Below are 15,880 nucleotides of genomic sequence, written 5' to 3'. Positions count from 1 at the left end.
TTATCAAAAAACAATTATCATTTGACAAGTAATTTGCGGCTGTGGTATGTTTTTGTTATCAAATGACAACTAAAGGGGAATAACACTGATGAATACACTTGTGATCTACACCCATCCGAACCATAAGAGCCTGAGCTACGCCTTCCTGGAGGAAGTGCTGCGCGGCAGCAAGGAGAATGCGAAGATTACGGAAGTGAAGGTGCTTGATCTGTATGAGGCCGGATTCGATCCGGTCCTGGTGTTCAATGAGAATCGGCGCAGACGGGATATGTACCGGGAACCGGAGCTGGCAGAGTACAGGGAGCAGCTGCTGTGGGCCGATCAGATCGTCCTGGTCTATCCGATCTGGTGGGGACGCCCGCCAGCGATGCTGATGGGCTACATCGACCGGATGTTTGCATCGGGCTTCGCCTACCGGGATAAGGGCGGACTTTTGCCGGAGGGGCTGCTCAAGGGGAAGAGCGTGATCTGCATCTCCAGCATGAAGGGGCCGACCCACTACCCGATGCTGTGGCTGGGGAACTCGCATAAGATACTGATGCGCAAAGCCCTGTTCAACTACGTGGGCATCCGTAAGGTGAAGTTCTTCGAATTCGGTAACATGGAGAGCAAGAAGGGGAAACATAGCAAGAAGCTGGAGCAGATCTACCGCTATTTCAAGACAGTGGGGTGAATCTTGAACAATCTATTTGACATCCGGCCAACTTGTAACTACAATGGTTACATGAGTGATGATTACCGATGTCAACGAGAGCTTATAGCTGAGATTGAAATACAAGAACCCAAATGGAGGAATATGAGATGACAATCGCATTAACAGGAGCAACAGGCAAATTTGGTTCCATCGTAGCAGAGACTCTGCTGAAGACCGTACCCGCTGGGAATATTGTAGCCAGTGTCAGAAACCCGGAGAAGGCAGAAGCCCTGAAGGCGCGCGGGGTCGATGTCCGTCATGGTGATTTCGATCAGCCGGAGACGCTGGACACCGCCTTTGCCGGAGTGGAGCGCATGCTGATCGTCTCGGCTGACGGCGACAACGACACCCGTATCCGCCAGCATAAGGCAGCTGTAGACGCAGCTGTCCGTGCAGGTGTAGGCTTCATCGTCTACACCAGTGTAGGCGATGCCGATAACAGTTCCCTGTTCCTGGCACCGGTACACCGTGCCACAGAAGAGTTCATCCGTGAATCCGGCATTCCGTATGCTTTCCTGCGCAACAACTGGTACCTGGAGAACGAAGTCGGCTCCATTCAGGCCGTGAAGGCCGGCGCTCCATGGCTGACCTCTGCCGAAGGCGGCAAGGTAGGCTGGGCTACGCGCAGTGATTATGCTGAAGCGGCGGCTGCTGTTCTGGCTGGAGAGAGCCGTGAGAGTGTCATCTACGAATTGTCCGGTACTCCGCTTACCCAGGCAGAGCTGGCAGCAGTGGTCGGCGAGGTTCTGGGCCAGGAGGTTGCTGTGCAGCAGGTGGATGACACCGCCTATGCGAAGATTATGGCAGGTGCAGGCGTGCCGGAAGCGGCGCTGCCAATCGTCGTTGCCATTCAGGCAGCCATCCGTGATGGCGCGCTGAATATCGAGAGCGGCGACCTCGTGAAGCTGCTGAACCGTCCGCTTACCCCGCTGAGTGAAGGCGTACGCGCGTTGCTGGGTTAATCACTGTTGGTTGAACAAGCCCGCCAGTTATACTCTGGCAGGGCCTGCTATGAGAAGAGGCTGTCCTATACCGGTTGTTTGGCAACCGGCAGGCAGCCTTTTTTTGCGTTTGCATGATCTGAGCGGGAGACGCGCGGGCCGGATGTAGATCAGAGGGAGCAAAATGCGGTGTAAGCCGCGCCGCGGCTAGAGATACAAGCGGGTTGGGGGACGAAGGTTGGGGGTGGTGTTTATTTTTTTTGCCGGGATTGTGATCCAAACCTGAATCCCCTGCGTTTCAGTGTATGTACAGACAAACAGGCAGACAGGCAACGTGAACACCACATATTACCCCAACCTAAGGAGTGAATTGAGATGAAGATGAAGAAATTAGTCGTTCCGATATTAAGCTTGACCCTGATGATACCTGCGCTGGCAGGTGCGGAGGCAGCCCCGGCAGCCACCATGATGAAGGCTTCGGTGAATACACCGGCAGCCGAGCTGAGAGCGGGCCTGGATTATTTGCTCTCCGAGCATTTCACCCTTGCCGTAACCGCAATGACAAAGGCTTATGACGGTACTAAGGATGCGGCAGCGGCCTACCAGGCGCTTGATCAGAACGCGCTCGATATGCAGCCCGCCATTGCTTCACTTTACGGTGATGCAGGTGCAGCTGAATTTGAACGGATTTTCCGCGCTCATAACAAGTACACCGACGATCTGGTGAAGGCGACGAAGAACAAGGACACCGCAGCCGTCCAAGCTGCAGAAGATAAAGTAAGCGGCTTTGTAGACGAGTTCGGAAATTTCCTCGGCACGGCAACAGAGGGCAAGCTTCCGGCAGCTGCCGCGATGCAGGTTATCCGCAGTCATGAGAACCATGTCCAGGAAGTGTTCGAGGATTATGCAGCCGGTGACTACAAGGGCGCGTATGAAGCTTACCGTAAGGGTTATGCAGAAATGTTCAGTATCAGCAAAGCCTTGTCCAGTGCGATTACTACGCAAATGCCTGCTAAATTCGAGAATACCAAGGCAGATACCAAAGCTGCTGATCTGAGATCCGCACTCAACCAGTTAGCGGGTGAACACTTTGCTCTGTCCGTCCTGCAAATGCAGGAGCAATATGACGGAAGAGCCGCTTCCAATGCGCTGCTTGCAGCCGAGGCCATGAATACGGCAGACTTCAAGGCAGCAATTGCTTCTATCTATGGTGCAGAGGGGGCAGCGGCCTTCGAGAAGATCTGGGTCACGAATCATGTGAATGCCCAGGCTGATTTCACAGCGGCAGTGAAGAACAATGATGCAGCGGCTAAAGCAGCAGTAGAAGCGCGTATCACAGGCTTCACCACTGAATTTGCAGCCTTCCTTGATTCGGCTACAGCAGGCAACCTGCCGAAGTCAGCGGGACAATCCGCATTGACCACCCACGAGAATCAAGTGCAGCAGGTGCTTACGCAATACGCAGCGGGCAACTATGACGCATCGTACAAGACGAACCGCGAGGGCTACAAGACGATGTTCGGGGTAGGCCAAGCGTTGGGCAATGCGATTGTTACGCAGTTCAACGATAAGTTCCAGGATACGGCAGCAACGGTACCTGCAACACCAGCAGGTTCTGCTGCAATGACCAAGGTCTGGATGAAGGTGGGCAGCGGCGTCCTGAACATTAACGGAAAAGTAACTCAAATGGATACCAAGCCGTTCATCTGGAGCGGAATGACCTACATCCCGCTTCGTTATCTGAGTGAAGGCATCGGGGCAGATGTGAAATGGGACAAGCAGGCGCAGCAGGTTACCATTACAGCAGGCAGCGACACCCTGGTATTCTGGATGAACAAAGACTTCATGGAAGTCAACGGCATGAGAAAATCCGTCGGCGCCAAGGTCTTTGTGAACGACGACAACAGAACCGTAGTTCCCCTTCGTTTCATCACCGAATTACTGGGCTGGAACGTACAATGGGGCAATGCCGATCAGTCTATTACGTTGACTAAGAGCATGTGATTTTGTGAACGGAAGTTAACCTTCTATATGAGGCCAGGATTAGACCAAGCTCGCAAGCGGCTCACTGTAACTAGTGCCGCTTGCGGGCTTTTGTTGAGCGCGGAATCCAGATTTTACATTGACAACCTGTCCAGACACGTATATATTTATCGATAATGATTCTCATTATCGTATAAAAAACCTATTCAGATAAGGAAGGGTCCACACATGAACCGTACCAAAAAGTTCTCTTTCAAGACATTATTCATTCCATTAGCGCTAACTATAGTGCTGGCAGGCTGTTCCTCCAACCAGTCGAATTCAGCTGCTTCACCTTCCCCGGCACCGACAGCAGCTGCAACTAGCGAAGCAGCAAGCACAGAAGCACCAGCGGCGCAGGATGCTGTGACCTATCCGATTACCATCAAGCATGCGCTTGGTGAAGCTGTAATTAAAAGCAAGCCGGAACGCGTAGTTACTGTGCAGTGGGCTAACCATGATGTGGCTCTGGCTCTGGGCGTTGTCCCTGTAGGCTTCTCGGCTGCGAACTTTGGCGTGCAGGATGGCAGCGGGCTGCTGCCTTGGACCGCTGATAAGCTCAAGGAGCTGAATGTAACTGATCCGAATGTGTTCCAGGATACCGATGGTCTTGATTTCGAGGCGATCTCTGACGCCAACCCGGATGTTATTCTGGCCGCGTACTCGGGCCTAACGAAGGAAGATTATGAGACCCTGAGCCAGATCGCTCCAGTGGTAGCTTACCCGACGGCTGCTTGGGCTACGACATGGCGTGAGCAGGTGCTGCTGAACGCAGAAGGCATGGGTATGAAGCCTGAAGGCGAGCAGCTCATCAAGGACACTGAAGCCCTGGTTAAGGACAAGCTGAGCAAATATCCGCAGATTGCCGGCAAAAAAGTAGTCTGGGTCAATTTCTCCGCTGAGGATTTGTCGAAACTGCATATTTATACACCTGTGGATTCCCGGGTCGCATTTCTGTATGAGCTGGGGATGATATATCCCGAGAGCATTACCAAACAGATTACAGACCCTACCAGCTACTCGCTCAGCTTAAGCTCCGAGAATGTGGAAGCCCTGTATGATGCAGATCTGATCGTAGGTTATGGCAATGACGAATTGCTTAAGACGCTTCAGGCAGATTCACTGATCGGCAAAATCCCGGCCATTGAACGGGGATCGGTAGCTTTTATCGACAGTGATACTCCGCTGGTTGCTGCCGGAACACCGAACCCGCTGTCCATTGCGTATACGATTGATGAATACCTTGCCTTAATTGGGGGAGCTATCGATAAAATAAAATGATGAGTTCACCGGTCTCGGACGATAACAAGCTAAAATTGCATATGCCGAAGAATTTCATCCTGGTGCTGGTGAGCTGCATGGTCCTGCTGGTCCTGTGCATCATTGCCTCACTGGTACTGGGAGCCCGTCATGTAGGCTGGAATGAGCTGATGGACGGGCTTTTCCGTCCAGAAGTGGACAGCTATGGGGCAAACGTGGTGCGCAAGCGGATCTCCCGGACGGTGTTCAGCCTGATGTGCGGCGGGGCGCTCGGCGTATCGGGAGCCTTGATGCAGGCGGTGACCCGTAACCCGATTGCCGATCCCAGCATCCTCGGGGTGAACACGGGAGCCTCTTTGTTCGTGGTCTGCGGAATTGCTTTCCTGAACATAAGCACTGCGGGCCAATATATATGGTTAGCCTTAGCCGGAGCTGCAATTACAGCGGTCTTCGTATTCGGAATCGGCTCAATGGGGCGTGGCGGAGCCACGCCCATTAAGCTCGTTCTGGCGGGTGCTGCCATCAGCGCGGCTCTGTCCTCTCTGGTTACCGCTATCATGATTCCGCGCGCTTACGTCATGGACCAGTTCCGGTTCTGGCAGGTGGGCAGCGTGGGTGCGGGGACCTGGAGCGGCATTACAACCTTCCTTCCGTTCCTGCTGATCGGCATGCTGATTGCCTTCATCACGGCTCCGGCCCTGAATGCGCTGGCCCTGGGCGATGATGTGGCGACCGGACTCGGGGTCCGCACAGGGACACTGCGGCTTATAGCAGCGCTGGCCGGGGTATTATTATGCGGAGCAGTGACGGCACTGGCCGGGCCTATCGGGTTCATTGGCCTCTTGTCCACTCACGTAATCCGGCTGATCCTCGGCTCGGACCTGCGGTTCGTGATCCCGATGTCAGCGGTCACCGGGGCTATTATTCTCACGGTCTCCGATGTAGGCGGCCGGCTGATTGGAAGCCCCGGAGAGCTTGAAGTCGGTGTAGTCACAGCCTTTGTAGGGGCACCGATCCTGATTCTATTAGCGATGAAGTCGAAAGTGCGGTCCTTATGAGAAATGAAACGATTGAATTTATTATGGCGGGCAGACGTCAGAGACAGCGCCGGGGCTTGATTGTTACCAGCCTGCTTGCCGTACTTGCCTGTGTACTGTGCTGCGCGATGCTGCTGCTCGGGAATACCATCTATCCTGCCTCGGAGGTCATTCGCGCAATCTCCGGCGAAGAGCTGAAGGGTGTCTCCTTCGCTGTGAATGTGATCCGGCTGCCGCGGATGCTGGCGGGTCTTTTTGCCGGATTCGCCTTCGGGATTGCCGGGTACACCTTCCAGACGATGCTGCGCAATCCGCTGGCGAATCCGAATGTCATTGGCATTACCTCAGGATCGAGTGCGGCTGCGGTATACTGTATCGTTATCCTTCAATCCAGCGGAGCTGTAGTCTCTGTTGCTTCGGTAATCGCTGGCCTTGCCACCGTGCTGCTGATCTACGTGCTCTCCAGGGGAAGAACCTTCTCCATCGGGCGGTTAATTCTGATTGGAATCGGCCTTCAGGCGATGCTGGATGCCGTGATCTCCTACCTGCTGCTGATCGGCTCCGAGAAGGACATCCCTTCAGCGGTCCGCTGGCTGACCGGCAGTCTCAACGGCTCACAGATGCGCGAGCTTCCTCCACTGGTGATCATCGTGCTGATCTGTTCGCCAATCATCATCCTGCTGGGTAAGCATCTGAGTATTCTGGAGCTGGGGGAGCAGTCGGCTACCTCGCTTGGAGTCCGCACCGACCGGACCCGAATTGCACTGATTGTCAGCTCTGTCTGCATGGTGGCGATGGCTACGGCTACTACCGGACCTATTGCGTTTGTCTCCTTCCTGTCAGGGCCGATTGCCAAAAGACTAGTGGGTACCGGCGCTTCCAGCATCATCCCCGCAGGTCTGGTCGGCGTGAATCTGGTCCTGGCGTCCGATCTGATTGGACAATTTGCTTTTGAGTACAGATTCCCTGTAGGCATCATTACCGGATTACTCGGAGCGCCTTATCTGATCTTCCTGTTAATCCGCATGAATCGAAAGGGAGAGTTATAATGAACAAGGCACATGTATTTGGAGCTGAACAGGTTGTAGCAGGCTATGAGAATAAGACGATTATTCATGGGGTAGACCTGGTGATCCCCGATCGGCAGATCAGCGTGATTATCGGAGCGAACGGCTGCGGGAAATCCACCCTGCTCAAAACCATGGCCCGGCTGATCAAGCACACCGCAGGCCAGGTGACGCTGGACGGCAAGCCGATCTCGCAGATTTCGGCCAAAGCGCTGGCCCGGGTGATCGGGCTGCTGCCGCAATCCCCGATTGTGCCGGAAGGAATATCGGTTGCCGATCTGGTGGGACGCGGCAGATTCCCCCACCAGTCCCTGCTTGGAGGCTGGTCCCGGAAGGATTACGAGGCCGTGGCCGAAGCGATGGAGATTATGAATATTACCGAATTCGCTAACCGTAATATCGATGAGCTCTCCGGCGGCCAGCAGCAGCGGGTCTGGATTGCGATGGCCCTGGCCCAGCAGACCGACATCCTGTTCCTGGACGAGCCGACCACCTTCCTGGATATCACCTACCAGGTGGAGATTCTGGACCTGCTGACCGATCTGAACCGCAAGCACGGAACCACCATTGTCATGGTGCTGCATGATATCAACCTGTCCGCCCGGTATGCCGACCATATCTTTGCGCTGCATTCCGGCAGGCTGGTGGCGGAGGGTTCACCCGCAGAGGTCATCACCAGCGGGCGGGTCAAAGAGATCTTCGGACTGGACAGCACTGTCATTCCTGACCCGGTCTCCGGTTCCCCGCTGGTTGTGCCGCGGGGGCGGTATCATAACAACTAAGCGTACACAAGGCTGCCAGCGAGTAACATTTTTTGAGAAATCCTGCAAGAAGTGCAACAATGCAGCCCAACAGGAGCGGTATATACCGAAATCCTGCACGAAGTGCAACAAAGTCAGCCACTAACTTGCTTTCTGCACCAGAATTTGTGCAAATAATGCAACATTGTACCCGCATTCAGTAACCTTAATAGAGAAATCCTGCAAAATGTGCAACAATGCTTTATGCAAGCGGTCGGTGAGAGAGAAAAAACATAGGGGCTGGATATTTGCCACCAGAATGCGATGAGGCGCCAGCATCCTTCACCTGTTAGGGTGATTTTGTTCTGATAAATACATGCTCCTGAGCATCATTTAAAATTATTTGGCGTTAATGTAATTTCACTCAATTATTTAGTTGATGGAACGATACTTTTATCACAATAATTTTCGGTTTTTTCAATGTTAAATGGGAATTAAACTAATAAAGCATACAAAAAACCGCTCCTAATGGAACGGTTTTTGTATGCTTTATTTCTTTCTCCGTTTACCGAAGAAGATACTGATATTATGAATAAGAATAGCTATGCTGATTAACACCAGTATATATGAATAATCAGTCTTATCTGCCAACAGAAGCGAAACACCGAACAAGGTAAAAGTAATGACAAAGCTCAAAGATGTGTTTTTAGGACTACGGTCTTTTTTGTAGGCCGAGTATACACTATAAAACATAAGCCAGGCAATACCAATTACTATAAATATCTTTAAAAACATAGGTGATCAAACCTTACTCGTGAATTTTAAATTTGGGTGATATAAGTGTACGCCTTCTGCATATCTTTTTTTGCAGTATTGAAATTATTAATAGTTACACCTGCAAGAACTGCCATTCCTCCTCCCGCAAGAATCCATCCTGCAGGACTCCAAAGAAATATAGCTCCTGCAAAACCTGATGAACCAGCTTCAGCCAACATTAAGTATTGCGCCTGTCTAAAACTCGCGTAAGAATGATCGAACAGATCTACGGCATTTTTTGCCATCACAAACCCAGGCTGGGTCCGTGAGATTCCGCTCTTAAAAACATGAGCTCCTTGCGGTTCGCCGTGTGAGTTATTGTCTCCAATCCAATTATAGTTCATAGACTCATAACTTGCTATTGCATAACTTTGAAGATTATTAGTGCTGTAATAATGACAAAGCCAGGGTAAACCGCCCGTATCATTCATTGGCATAATTACTTGATCTGCGGCAGAATAGTCCGCTTCTGTATTTATTACACTATTCGACTTTATACTACAAATAAAGTCATATAAAGCAGCGTGTCTTTTGGGGAGGCTTTATTTTCGTTTGTATATATATTGATAAGGGCCCAAATTTATCAAAGATAAAGATTGTACTCCATTAATTTATATAATGTGTTACTTTAGTACCATGCAAAAATACCCGAATTTCCAGTCCTTGCTTGGTGGCGGTTCCCGTATCATGTACATTAATTAGGCAACAGATCTTCAAATCTGAATTAACGCAGGTGATCCTATCAAAATTTCCATCGAGCATATCAGCAGGGAGCAGCAAGAGGAAATCATCATCAGATGCTATGAAGCAAACGAAGAGATCAGTGAGATTGTACATAAGCTTAAGGCAGAGACCCTTGTGCTCCTGGGAGTCCAGGAAGAGCGGGTCAGCCGCATCAAGCTCAGTGACGTCTATTATTTCGAAGCCGTGGACGGCAAAGTGTTTGTCTACAGCGAGAACCAGGTGCATGAAGTGAAGCAGAAGCTGTATGAGCTGGAGGAGCTGTGCCGGGACAAGAACTGTTTTCGCGCCTCCAAATCCACGATTCTGAATATCGCCAAGATCGAAAGTGTGCGTCCGTCCCTCAGCGGCAGGTTCACAGCACTGCTTGATAATGGGGAACGTGTAGTCATTTCAAGACAGTATGTGCCCGTACTGAAACAAAGACTTGGATTATAAAGGAGGGGATCACAGCATGAAGCGTTCTGAGGTTGTCAAAGATATCATCCGCGATTTTCTGGTTATCTTCGCATCCATCATCATTATCATTACGGTGCTGCGGCAGATTTTTATGCCGGAACTCGCCTTTGATCTGATATCCATCTATACGATTATGGGATTCTCCCTGCTTGGAGCCTTGACAGGCATGATGTTGTACGCTCCTAACGAGGTAAGCGAGCAGGCGATGCGTGTTAGAATTGTGATTCATTTTCTCCTGCTGGAGATTCTGTTGATTGCCCTTGCCAGCCTGATCGGAGTTGTAGCCAGTGTGTCCGCTGCACTTCTGTTTGCCCTGCAAATCGCTGTAGTCTATGCCATTGTCCGTCTGCTGTCCTATGAGAAGGATAAGAAGGAAGCGGAGCAGATTAATGAGAGACTGAAGGCTGTGAAGCAGGACATTCGCGGGTGATTCCGTAGGTAATGTCGCGCTTTTATGCATCTTATTGCCCTGTAGCTACAGCTTACCGTAAATGGGTATACACCCTTTTCGCAGTTTTTTATGATGAATTCATCACCTCACGCGAAAAGGAGAATTATCCCTATGTACAGCCGCATCAAGCTCTTAAGCTGGATTAGAATTACCCTGTTTATCGTATTCGTTATTCTGACATTGTCCCCTGTGATCGAGTGGGGTTTTAGTTGGGGATTGCTGGCGGCATTGCTGTTTATTTTTGCGCTGAAAGGCTCGGTTGATCTGCTCCGCAAGAAGACAGGCGTGAGACCGTCCAGACGTTCAACCCGGGTGTGGAAAAGGCTGCTAACCGCTGTGGCGCTGCTAATCTCACTTATCCCGCCTATTCTATTCCCGCAGTACCGTGCACCTGAAGTGACCGGGGAATATGAGGTCAGAACGGCTGTGTACACCTATACGGACCCTAACCGGATGGAGGGATTTACGGATACCGGAGAGCGCCGGAGGGTGAATGTGGAGTTCTGGTATCCCGGCCACGCGGAGGGAACGTACCCGCTGATCGTCTTTTCCCATGGCGCCTTTGGGGTTAGAGAGAGCAACGCTTCAACCTTCACGGAGCTGGCCAGTCACGGCTATGTTGTGGCATCCGTCGATCATCCTTACCATTCCTTTTATACACAGAGCGTGGACGGGAAGGTCACTATGATTAATGCTGATTATATGCGGGAAGTTAACGATTCCAACAAAGACGGGATTTACACCATGGAGGAGCTGTACGGCCTTACGCAAAAATGGATGAAGCTGCGGACCGGGGATATGAATCTGGTAATCGATAATATCCTGAAGAAGGCGGGAAGGGACTATGACCCCGTGTACCAACGCATCAATATGGAGCACATTGGCGTAATCGGCCACTCCATGGGGGGTGCGGCAAGCGTGGCGCTCGGCCGGGAGCGCAGCGATGTGGATGCCGTTGTCAATCTGGATGCCCCGTTCTTCACCGAGCTGGTGTATGACCGGAAGATGAATGATCTGGCGGCCAAAGATGAGCCTTACCGCGTACCGCTGCTGAACATATACACGGACGATGTGTGGAGACAGCTCGGGAAGAACTCGGCTTATGCGGCGAATAACACTGGCAATCCGAACTTCAAGGATGCGTATACCGTTCATTTTGAGGGAGCCAAGCACTTGAGCCTGACCGATCTGCCGCTGTTCTCCCCCATCCTTGCGAATATGTTGCAGCGCGGGCAGGCGGATATCGATAAGTATTACTGTATTGAGACCATGAACAGGCTAATTCTTGAATTCTATGACTATACGTTAAAAGGCACCGGGCGGTTTGCGCCGCAGGCGGTGTATTAAAGGGGATGCAGAATCATCCTCTACATATCCAAGACAGATGACTGAACCAGTTCCGCTATCCCTTCCTCTAACCCCGTCACACCCTCATCCTCCAGCCACTCTGGCGGGACGAGCAGATAATGGCTGGAGCTGCTCTTCAGGTAGCTGTAGATGATCTGTGCCTCGTCGATCTTGTGGCGGCTCATCTCTTCCGTAGCGGCGGTCTGGCTGCTGCTGCGGAAGACCTCCCGGGCGGATGCAGCGATCATCCCGGTGAGCTGCCCTTCATTCAGGGCTTCCGTTGCCAGCAGGGTGCGGAAGAGGATGACGCTGCCCTTGATCAGGATTAGCTTATGGGAGTGCTCGTCTACTGGCTCCAGCACGATAATATTCTTGTTGGCTCCGGTGAATTCGATCACTTGCTCCTTCTGCAGCAGCGAGTGAACCGCCCCCAGATAATCGCGGAATTTGGCGGCGGTCTCGAAGTCGAACCGCAGCGCAGCTTCCTCCATGCGGGCTTCCAGTCCGGTTATAATTACGCTGTCTCTGCCTTCCAGTAAGCAAATAATCTCGTCTATAACGGCTTCATACTGTGCCACAGCTGCCTCCCCGCCCCCGCACATGCCGATGCATAAGCCCAGCGAATGGTTCAGGCACCGTGAGTTGCGGGAATGGGGGCTGCTGCACAGAATGCGCTGTGATTCTTTGATGCCCAGCACCGCCCTTTCGACCGTACTCCGGCTGGTATAAGGGCCATAGACGAGGCCGCCTGCCTCTGTACTTGGCTCGTAGCCGATCTCAATCTGCCGGTAAGGTGCTTTGTCCACGATGGAAATGTAGCTGTAGGCGAGCGGATTTTTCATTTTGCGGTTATACATCGGCTTGATCTCTTTGATCAGCTGACATTCCAGCATGAAGGCCTCCAGCTCCGTGTCGGTCAGCCGGTAGTCCAGATCACGGATATGCTTAACCAGCTGCTTCACCTTGGGCGAATGTCCCTTATTATTATAAAAATAAGACTGGACCCGCTTCCTCAGCTGCTTCGCCTTGCCGACATAAATCACATGGCCCAGGCCGTCCTTCATCAGGTATACGCCAGGCGTCAAGGGCAGGCTGGCGACCTTGTCTGTTAGATGTGCGGGCATGGCAGCCGCCTCCGTTCGTCAAATTCTTCCGTATCCTTCAAGTATAGACCATGCCACCGCCACCTGCGACAGGAAAAGCTCCGCTCAGTGCTCAGACAGAAGCGGTGTGACATAACCCACAATGTCTCCTGGTCAAACCCTCTATCATTAATGACATGAACGACAGGCATGAGCGTATGCGATCAAGTAAGCTGGGGGGCTGCTGATGAAGTATTCGATCGGTGAATTTGCATCCATTCTTGGAGTGACGGCAGATACACTGCGCTTATATGAGAAACATGATATTGTCCGGCCGATGAAGGATCATCATAATAACTACAGGTATTTCAATGATTTGGATGCGCGGAATCTATTGACGAGCAGATGGTACCGGAGCATGCAGATTCCGCTTCAGGATGTAGCCGGATTGATTAAGGACGCGCCGTGTGAGCAAGTGATGGAATCGATTGCTGCCGCGGGTATGCAGCTGGAGGAGGAGATCCGGCGCAGCAGGCTGCTGCTCGGCAAGATTCAGGATATTCAGGCGGAGCTGGCGCAGGTCAGCGCATCTCTATATACGTGCAAGATGAAACAGGTGCCGGGGATGTACCGGATTCAGCAGACGAACAAGAATCATTTGCTGCAAAAGGAGGATCTCAAAGACACGGTCCAGGCATGGATGGAGCTGCTGCCGTTCACCTTTTATTCCTTCCGGGTGGAGAATAAGGCAGGCGAATGCGTCTGTGGACTAGGGGAGCTGGAGTATAGCTGGGGACTTGGCCTGCTTGCGGAGGATCAGATGAAGCTCGGGGTCTGCCTGAATGACAGTGTGGAGGTTCTGGAGCCGGCGACCTGCATCTCTGCCGTCATTGTCAGCGGCCATGAGGATTACCTGGAGCGGGGAGCCTTCGGGTTCATGCTAGAGTATGTGCAGGCAAGGAATTATAAGATTAGCGGGGATATCAGCGGTAAAATCCTGTTCACTGAGCGCACGGGTAACGGCAGCAAAACGTATTTGGAGATTAATATTCCGGTTGAAGCGGAGTAAGCGTTCACCCTACTTTGAGAAAAGTTTCACATATTGTTCATTGACCTTGGTACAGTACCAAGGTTTACACTTTGTGCGGTAGTCAACAGTCCCATTAGAGAGAAACGGGGCTGCATTAACCACACAGGGGGAGAAATTGATGCGTAAGCAAGCAACAAAACGAGTGTTCCTAATCACCGTATGTCTGGTATTGGTCCTGTCGCTACTAAGCGGCTGCAGCGGTAACAATTCCGCCGCACCGGCAGCTTCAGAGCAGCCGTCCGCTTCGCCGCAGGCGTCACAGCCAGCGGATACAAGTGCTGTACCGGCAGACTTCAAAGCGGGAACCTATAAAGCAGAGGCTGAAGGCAAGGATGGCAAGATTCAGGTTGAGGTGACTCTTGACGATCATTCGGTCATTACCGGAATCAATGTGGTCAGCCAGAACGAAACCGCCGGAATCGGGGTAGAGGCGATCAACAAGGTCAAGGAGGAGATTCTATCCGGCCAGACCCTGAATATTGATGCCGTCAGCGGTGCGTCTGAGTCCAGCAAGGCGATTCTGACCGCTGTGGAGGATGCGCTTAAGCAGGCGGGCGGCAATGTGGAGGCTTTTAAAACAAAGGCTGTAGTGAAATCGGGAGAAGGCAAGACCGAGCAGCTGTCCGCAGATGTGGTCGTGGTTGGTGCAGGTGCGTCCGGTGTGTCGGCAGCGGTATCGGCAGCGGATAAGGGCGCGAAGGTGATCCTGATCGAGAAAACAGCGACGATCGGCGGCGCGAGCAACCTGTCCTGGGCGGGCAAATTCTACAACTCCTCGGCCGCGCTAAGCAGCGGGCTGAAAGTAGAAGTCGAGAAGGAGATTGCCGACTGGATCGTGAACAATCACTGGCGTGTGGATGCGGCGGCGATCCGCCAATACGTTACGAAGTCGGGCGAGACCTATGACTGGCTGACCGGCAAGGGCTACACCACCACCTTCCTGAACTTCGCCGGGGAACAGCTCCATATGCTGCCTCCTTATGAGACCCGCCAGGAGCTGCTGCGCAAGATGCTTGCAGCATCCGTAGAGAAGGGCGGCGGACAGGTGATCACGGAGGCCACCGCGCAGAAGCTGATGACTGGCGCTAATGGAGAGGTGACCGGAGTCGTGGCCAAGAAGTCTGACGGAACAACGCTGGAGATTGCAGGGGCAAGCGTTGTAATGGCTACCGGCGGGTATGCCGGGAATAAAGAGATGGTTAAGGAAGCCTTCGGCTTCGAAGGCGTCAATGGCGGGCTTGGGCAGAACATCGGTGAAGGGCTGAAGATGTCCTGGGAGATCGGCGCGAAGGTGCCGGACAACTTCGGCGGGCAGATGCTGCACCAGACGCTGGCCAGAGCTACAGACAAGCTGAAGACGCAGTATGAGCCGTTTGAAGCCAGCTATCCGATGATGCTGTCTTACCTGCCAACCCTGATGAATGTCGGCCCTTCGGGCGCGAGATTCAGAGATGAAGCGGCGACGCTTACAGCGGTTGCGGCAGCGAATACCAGTGCTTTTAACGGAGCATATCATCTGGTGATTGTCTCGCAGGCGCAGCTGGATGCCCTTAAGGCCAAGGGGATGAAGGGGGTTCAGGCACCTAAGCTTCCGGGCATGCCGCCGGAATTCTATGCCTCCTATACAGACAAGTTCACGCTGGAGCAGCCATGGAAGGATGCCGATAAAGTCTTCGAATCCATGGTAGCGAACGGCGACGGCTTCAAGGGCAATACACTTGAGGAGCTGGCGAAGAATGCAGGGATGGACCCTGAAGTATTTACCGCTGAGTTCAAGCTCTATGAGGAAGCAGCGAAGACGGGCACCGATACGGAGTTCGGCAAGGCGAAGGAATATCTGGTTCCTATGGGCAGCAGCGGGCCGTATTACGCCGTTATTGCCGAGATCAACAACCTCTGTTCAGTAGGCGGTCTGCTGGTCAATACCAAGTTCCAGGTGCTGAATGATAAGCGTCTGCCGGTCAAAGGGCTGTACGCCGTGGGCGTGGAGTCCGAAGGGGTGCTTTTCAATGATACCTATGTAGGCAACGGCGTTGGACTGGGCTACTCCTTCACCTCCGGGCGGCTTGGCGGCGAGGATGCGGCAGCGGGCGCATTGGCTAAGGAATAGCCCTTTATAAGTAATTTTCCTCT

Annotated in this window: 14 protein-coding genes; 12 read left to right on the top strand and 2 right to left on the bottom strand. The window is 52.5% G+C overall.

What is annotated here, in order from left to right; translation table 11 throughout:
* Positions 1–88: 88 nt before the first annotated feature.
* The 7 genes from MKY12_RS30510 (at position 89) to MKY12_RS30480 (ending at position 7,803) form a co-directional block, all read left to right on the top strand.
* The gene (locus tag MKY12_RS30510; protein WP_339312034.1) at positions 89–673 is read left to right on the top strand and encodes an NAD(P)H-dependent oxidoreductase; all 585 of its coding nucleotides are present in this window, start codon (positions 89–91) and stop codon (positions 671–673) included.
* A gap of 128 nt (positions 674–801) precedes the next feature.
* Positions 802–1,656: an SDR family oxidoreductase gene (locus tag MKY12_RS30505; protein ID WP_339312032.1), complete on the top strand. Its 855-nt coding sequence runs from the start codon at positions 802–804 to the stop codon at positions 1,654–1,656.
* A 354-nt stretch (positions 1,657–2,010) separates the two neighbouring features.
* Positions 2,011–3,639, top strand: coding sequence for a copper amine oxidase N-terminal domain-containing protein (locus tag MKY12_RS30500; protein WP_339312030.1), 1,629 nt, complete (start codon positions 2,011–2,013; stop codon positions 3,637–3,639).
* Positions 3,640–3,846: 207 nt separating this feature from the next.
* Entirely contained in the window at positions 3,847–4,938 is a 1,092-nt protein-coding gene (locus MKY12_RS30495) for an iron-siderophore ABC transporter substrate-binding protein (RefSeq protein WP_209868755.1), read from the top strand.
* Positions 4,935–5,975, top strand: a complete 1,041-nt coding sequence (locus MKY12_RS30490) for an iron ABC transporter permease (protein ID WP_036722784.1) — start codon at positions 4,935–4,937, stop codon at positions 5,973–5,975. The genes MKY12_RS30495 and MKY12_RS30490 overlap by 4 nt, the downstream gene beginning before the upstream one ends.
* A complete protein-coding gene (locus tag MKY12_RS30485; protein WP_339312027.1) occupies positions 5,972–7,003 on the top strand; it encodes an iron chelate uptake ABC transporter family permease subunit in 1,032 nt (343 codons plus the stop codon). Before MKY12_RS30490 ends, MKY12_RS30485 begins: the two co-directional genes overlap by 4 nt.
* Positions 7,003–7,803, top strand: a complete 801-nt coding sequence (locus MKY12_RS30480; protein ID WP_339312025.1) for an ABC transporter ATP-binding protein — start codon at positions 7,003–7,005, stop codon at positions 7,801–7,803. Before MKY12_RS30485 ends, MKY12_RS30480 begins: the two co-directional genes overlap by 1 nt.
* A gap of 779 nt (positions 7,804–8,582) precedes the next feature.
* Here the strand turns inward: MKY12_RS30480 and MKY12_RS30475 are convergent.
* On the bottom strand, positions 8,583–9,014 hold the full coding sequence (locus MKY12_RS30475) for a hypothetical protein (protein ID WP_209868748.1): 432 nt from the start codon (positions 9,012–9,014) through the stop codon (positions 8,583–8,585).
* A gap of 421 nt (positions 9,015–9,435) precedes the next feature.
* Between MKY12_RS30475 and MKY12_RS30470 the strand changes: the two genes are divergently transcribed.
* The 3 genes from MKY12_RS30470 (at position 9,436) to MKY12_RS30460 (ending at position 11,575) form a co-directional block, all read left to right on the top strand.
* Positions 9,436–9,756 carry a LytTR family DNA-binding domain-containing protein gene (locus MKY12_RS30470; protein ID WP_235191764.1) on the top strand — a complete coding sequence of 107 codons (321 nt, stop codon included), beginning with the start codon at positions 9,436–9,438 and terminating at the stop codon, positions 9,754–9,756.
* 16 nt (positions 9,757–9,772) lie between these two features.
* Positions 9,773–10,207 (top strand): DUF3021 family protein, encoded by a 435-nt coding sequence (locus MKY12_RS30465; RefSeq protein WP_036722777.1) that lies wholly within the window; start codon positions 9,773–9,775, stop codon positions 10,205–10,207.
* A gap of 132 nt (positions 10,208–10,339) precedes the next feature.
* On the top strand, positions 10,340–11,575 hold the full coding sequence (locus MKY12_RS30460; RefSeq protein ID WP_339312022.1) for an alpha/beta hydrolase: 1,236 nt from the start codon (positions 10,340–10,342) through the stop codon (positions 11,573–11,575).
* A gap of 20 nt (positions 11,576–11,595) precedes the next feature.
* Here MKY12_RS30460 and MKY12_RS30455 read toward each other — a convergent pair whose 3' ends face one another.
* Positions 11,596–12,699 carry a UvrB/UvrC motif-containing protein gene (locus tag MKY12_RS30455; RefSeq protein ID WP_339312020.1) on the bottom strand — a complete coding sequence of 368 codons (1,104 nt, stop codon included), beginning with the start codon at positions 12,697–12,699 and terminating at the stop codon, positions 11,596–11,598.
* A gap of 205 nt (positions 12,700–12,904) precedes the next feature.
* On the opposite strand from MKY12_RS30455, the gene MKY12_RS30450 reads away from it, so the two are divergent.
* Together MKY12_RS30450 and MKY12_RS30445 are read left to right on the top strand one after the other, a co-directional pair.
* Entirely contained in the window at positions 12,905–13,726 is an 822-nt protein-coding gene (locus MKY12_RS30450; protein ID WP_339312018.1) for a MerR family transcriptional regulator, read from the top strand.
* Positions 13,727–13,865: 139 nt separating this feature from the next.
* Positions 13,866–15,857 (top strand): FAD-dependent oxidoreductase, encoded by a 1,992-nt coding sequence (locus MKY12_RS30445; RefSeq protein WP_209868738.1) that lies wholly within the window; start codon positions 13,866–13,868, stop codon positions 15,855–15,857.
* Positions 15,858–15,880 lie beyond the last annotated feature (23 nt).

This window comes from Paenibacillus sp. FSL M7-0896, from assembly GCF_037975415.1.
GTDB classification, from domain to species: domain Bacteria; phylum Bacillota; class Bacilli; order Paenibacillales; family Paenibacillaceae; genus Paenibacillus_AQ; species Paenibacillus_AQ silagei.
The sequence above is the reverse complement of the archived record's forward strand: the minus strand, read 5'-3'. Positions and strand labels throughout refer to the sequence as shown.

Coding starts and splice junctions, on each gene's coding strand:
- MKY12_RS30465 (WP_036722777.1), top strand. CDS start 9,773: ATGAAGCGTTCTGAGGTTGTCAAAGATATCATCCGCGATTTTCTGGTT.
- MKY12_RS30495 (WP_209868755.1), top strand. CDS start 3,847: ATGAACCGTACCAAAAAGTTCTCTTTCAAGACATTATTCATTCCATTA.
- MKY12_RS30480 (WP_339312025.1), top strand. CDS start 7,003: ATGAACAAGGCACATGTATTTGGAGCTGAACAGGTTGTAGCAGGCTAT.
- MKY12_RS30490 (WP_036722784.1), top strand. CDS start 4,935: ATGATGAGTTCACCGGTCTCGGACGATAACAAGCTAAAATTGCATATG.
- MKY12_RS30450 (WP_339312018.1), top strand. CDS start 12,905: ATGAAGTATTCGATCGGTGAATTTGCATCCATTCTTGGAGTGACGGCA.
- MKY12_RS30500 (WP_339312030.1), top strand. CDS start 2,011: ATGAAGATGAAGAAATTAGTCGTTCCGATATTAAGCTTGACCCTGATG.
- MKY12_RS30485 (WP_339312027.1), top strand. CDS start 5,972: ATGAGAAATGAAACGATTGAATTTATTATGGCGGGCAGACGTCAGAGA.
- MKY12_RS30445 (WP_209868738.1), top strand. CDS start 13,866: ATGCGTAAGCAAGCAACAAAACGAGTGTTCCTAATCACCGTATGTCTG.
- MKY12_RS30475 (WP_209868748.1), bottom strand. CDS start 9,014: ATGCCAATGAATGATACGGGCGGTTTACCCTGGCTTTGTCATTATTAC.
- MKY12_RS30510 (WP_339312034.1), top strand. CDS start 89: ATGAATACACTTGTGATCTACACCCATCCGAACCATAAGAGCCTGAGC.
- MKY12_RS30455 (WP_339312020.1), bottom strand. CDS start 12,699: ATGCCCGCACATCTAACAGACAAGGTCGCCAGCCTGCCCTTGACGCCT.
- MKY12_RS30460 (WP_339312022.1), top strand. CDS start 10,340: ATGTACAGCCGCATCAAGCTCTTAAGCTGGATTAGAATTACCCTGTTT.
- MKY12_RS30505 (WP_339312032.1), top strand. CDS start 802: ATGACAATCGCATTAACAGGAGCAACAGGCAAATTTGGTTCCATCGTA.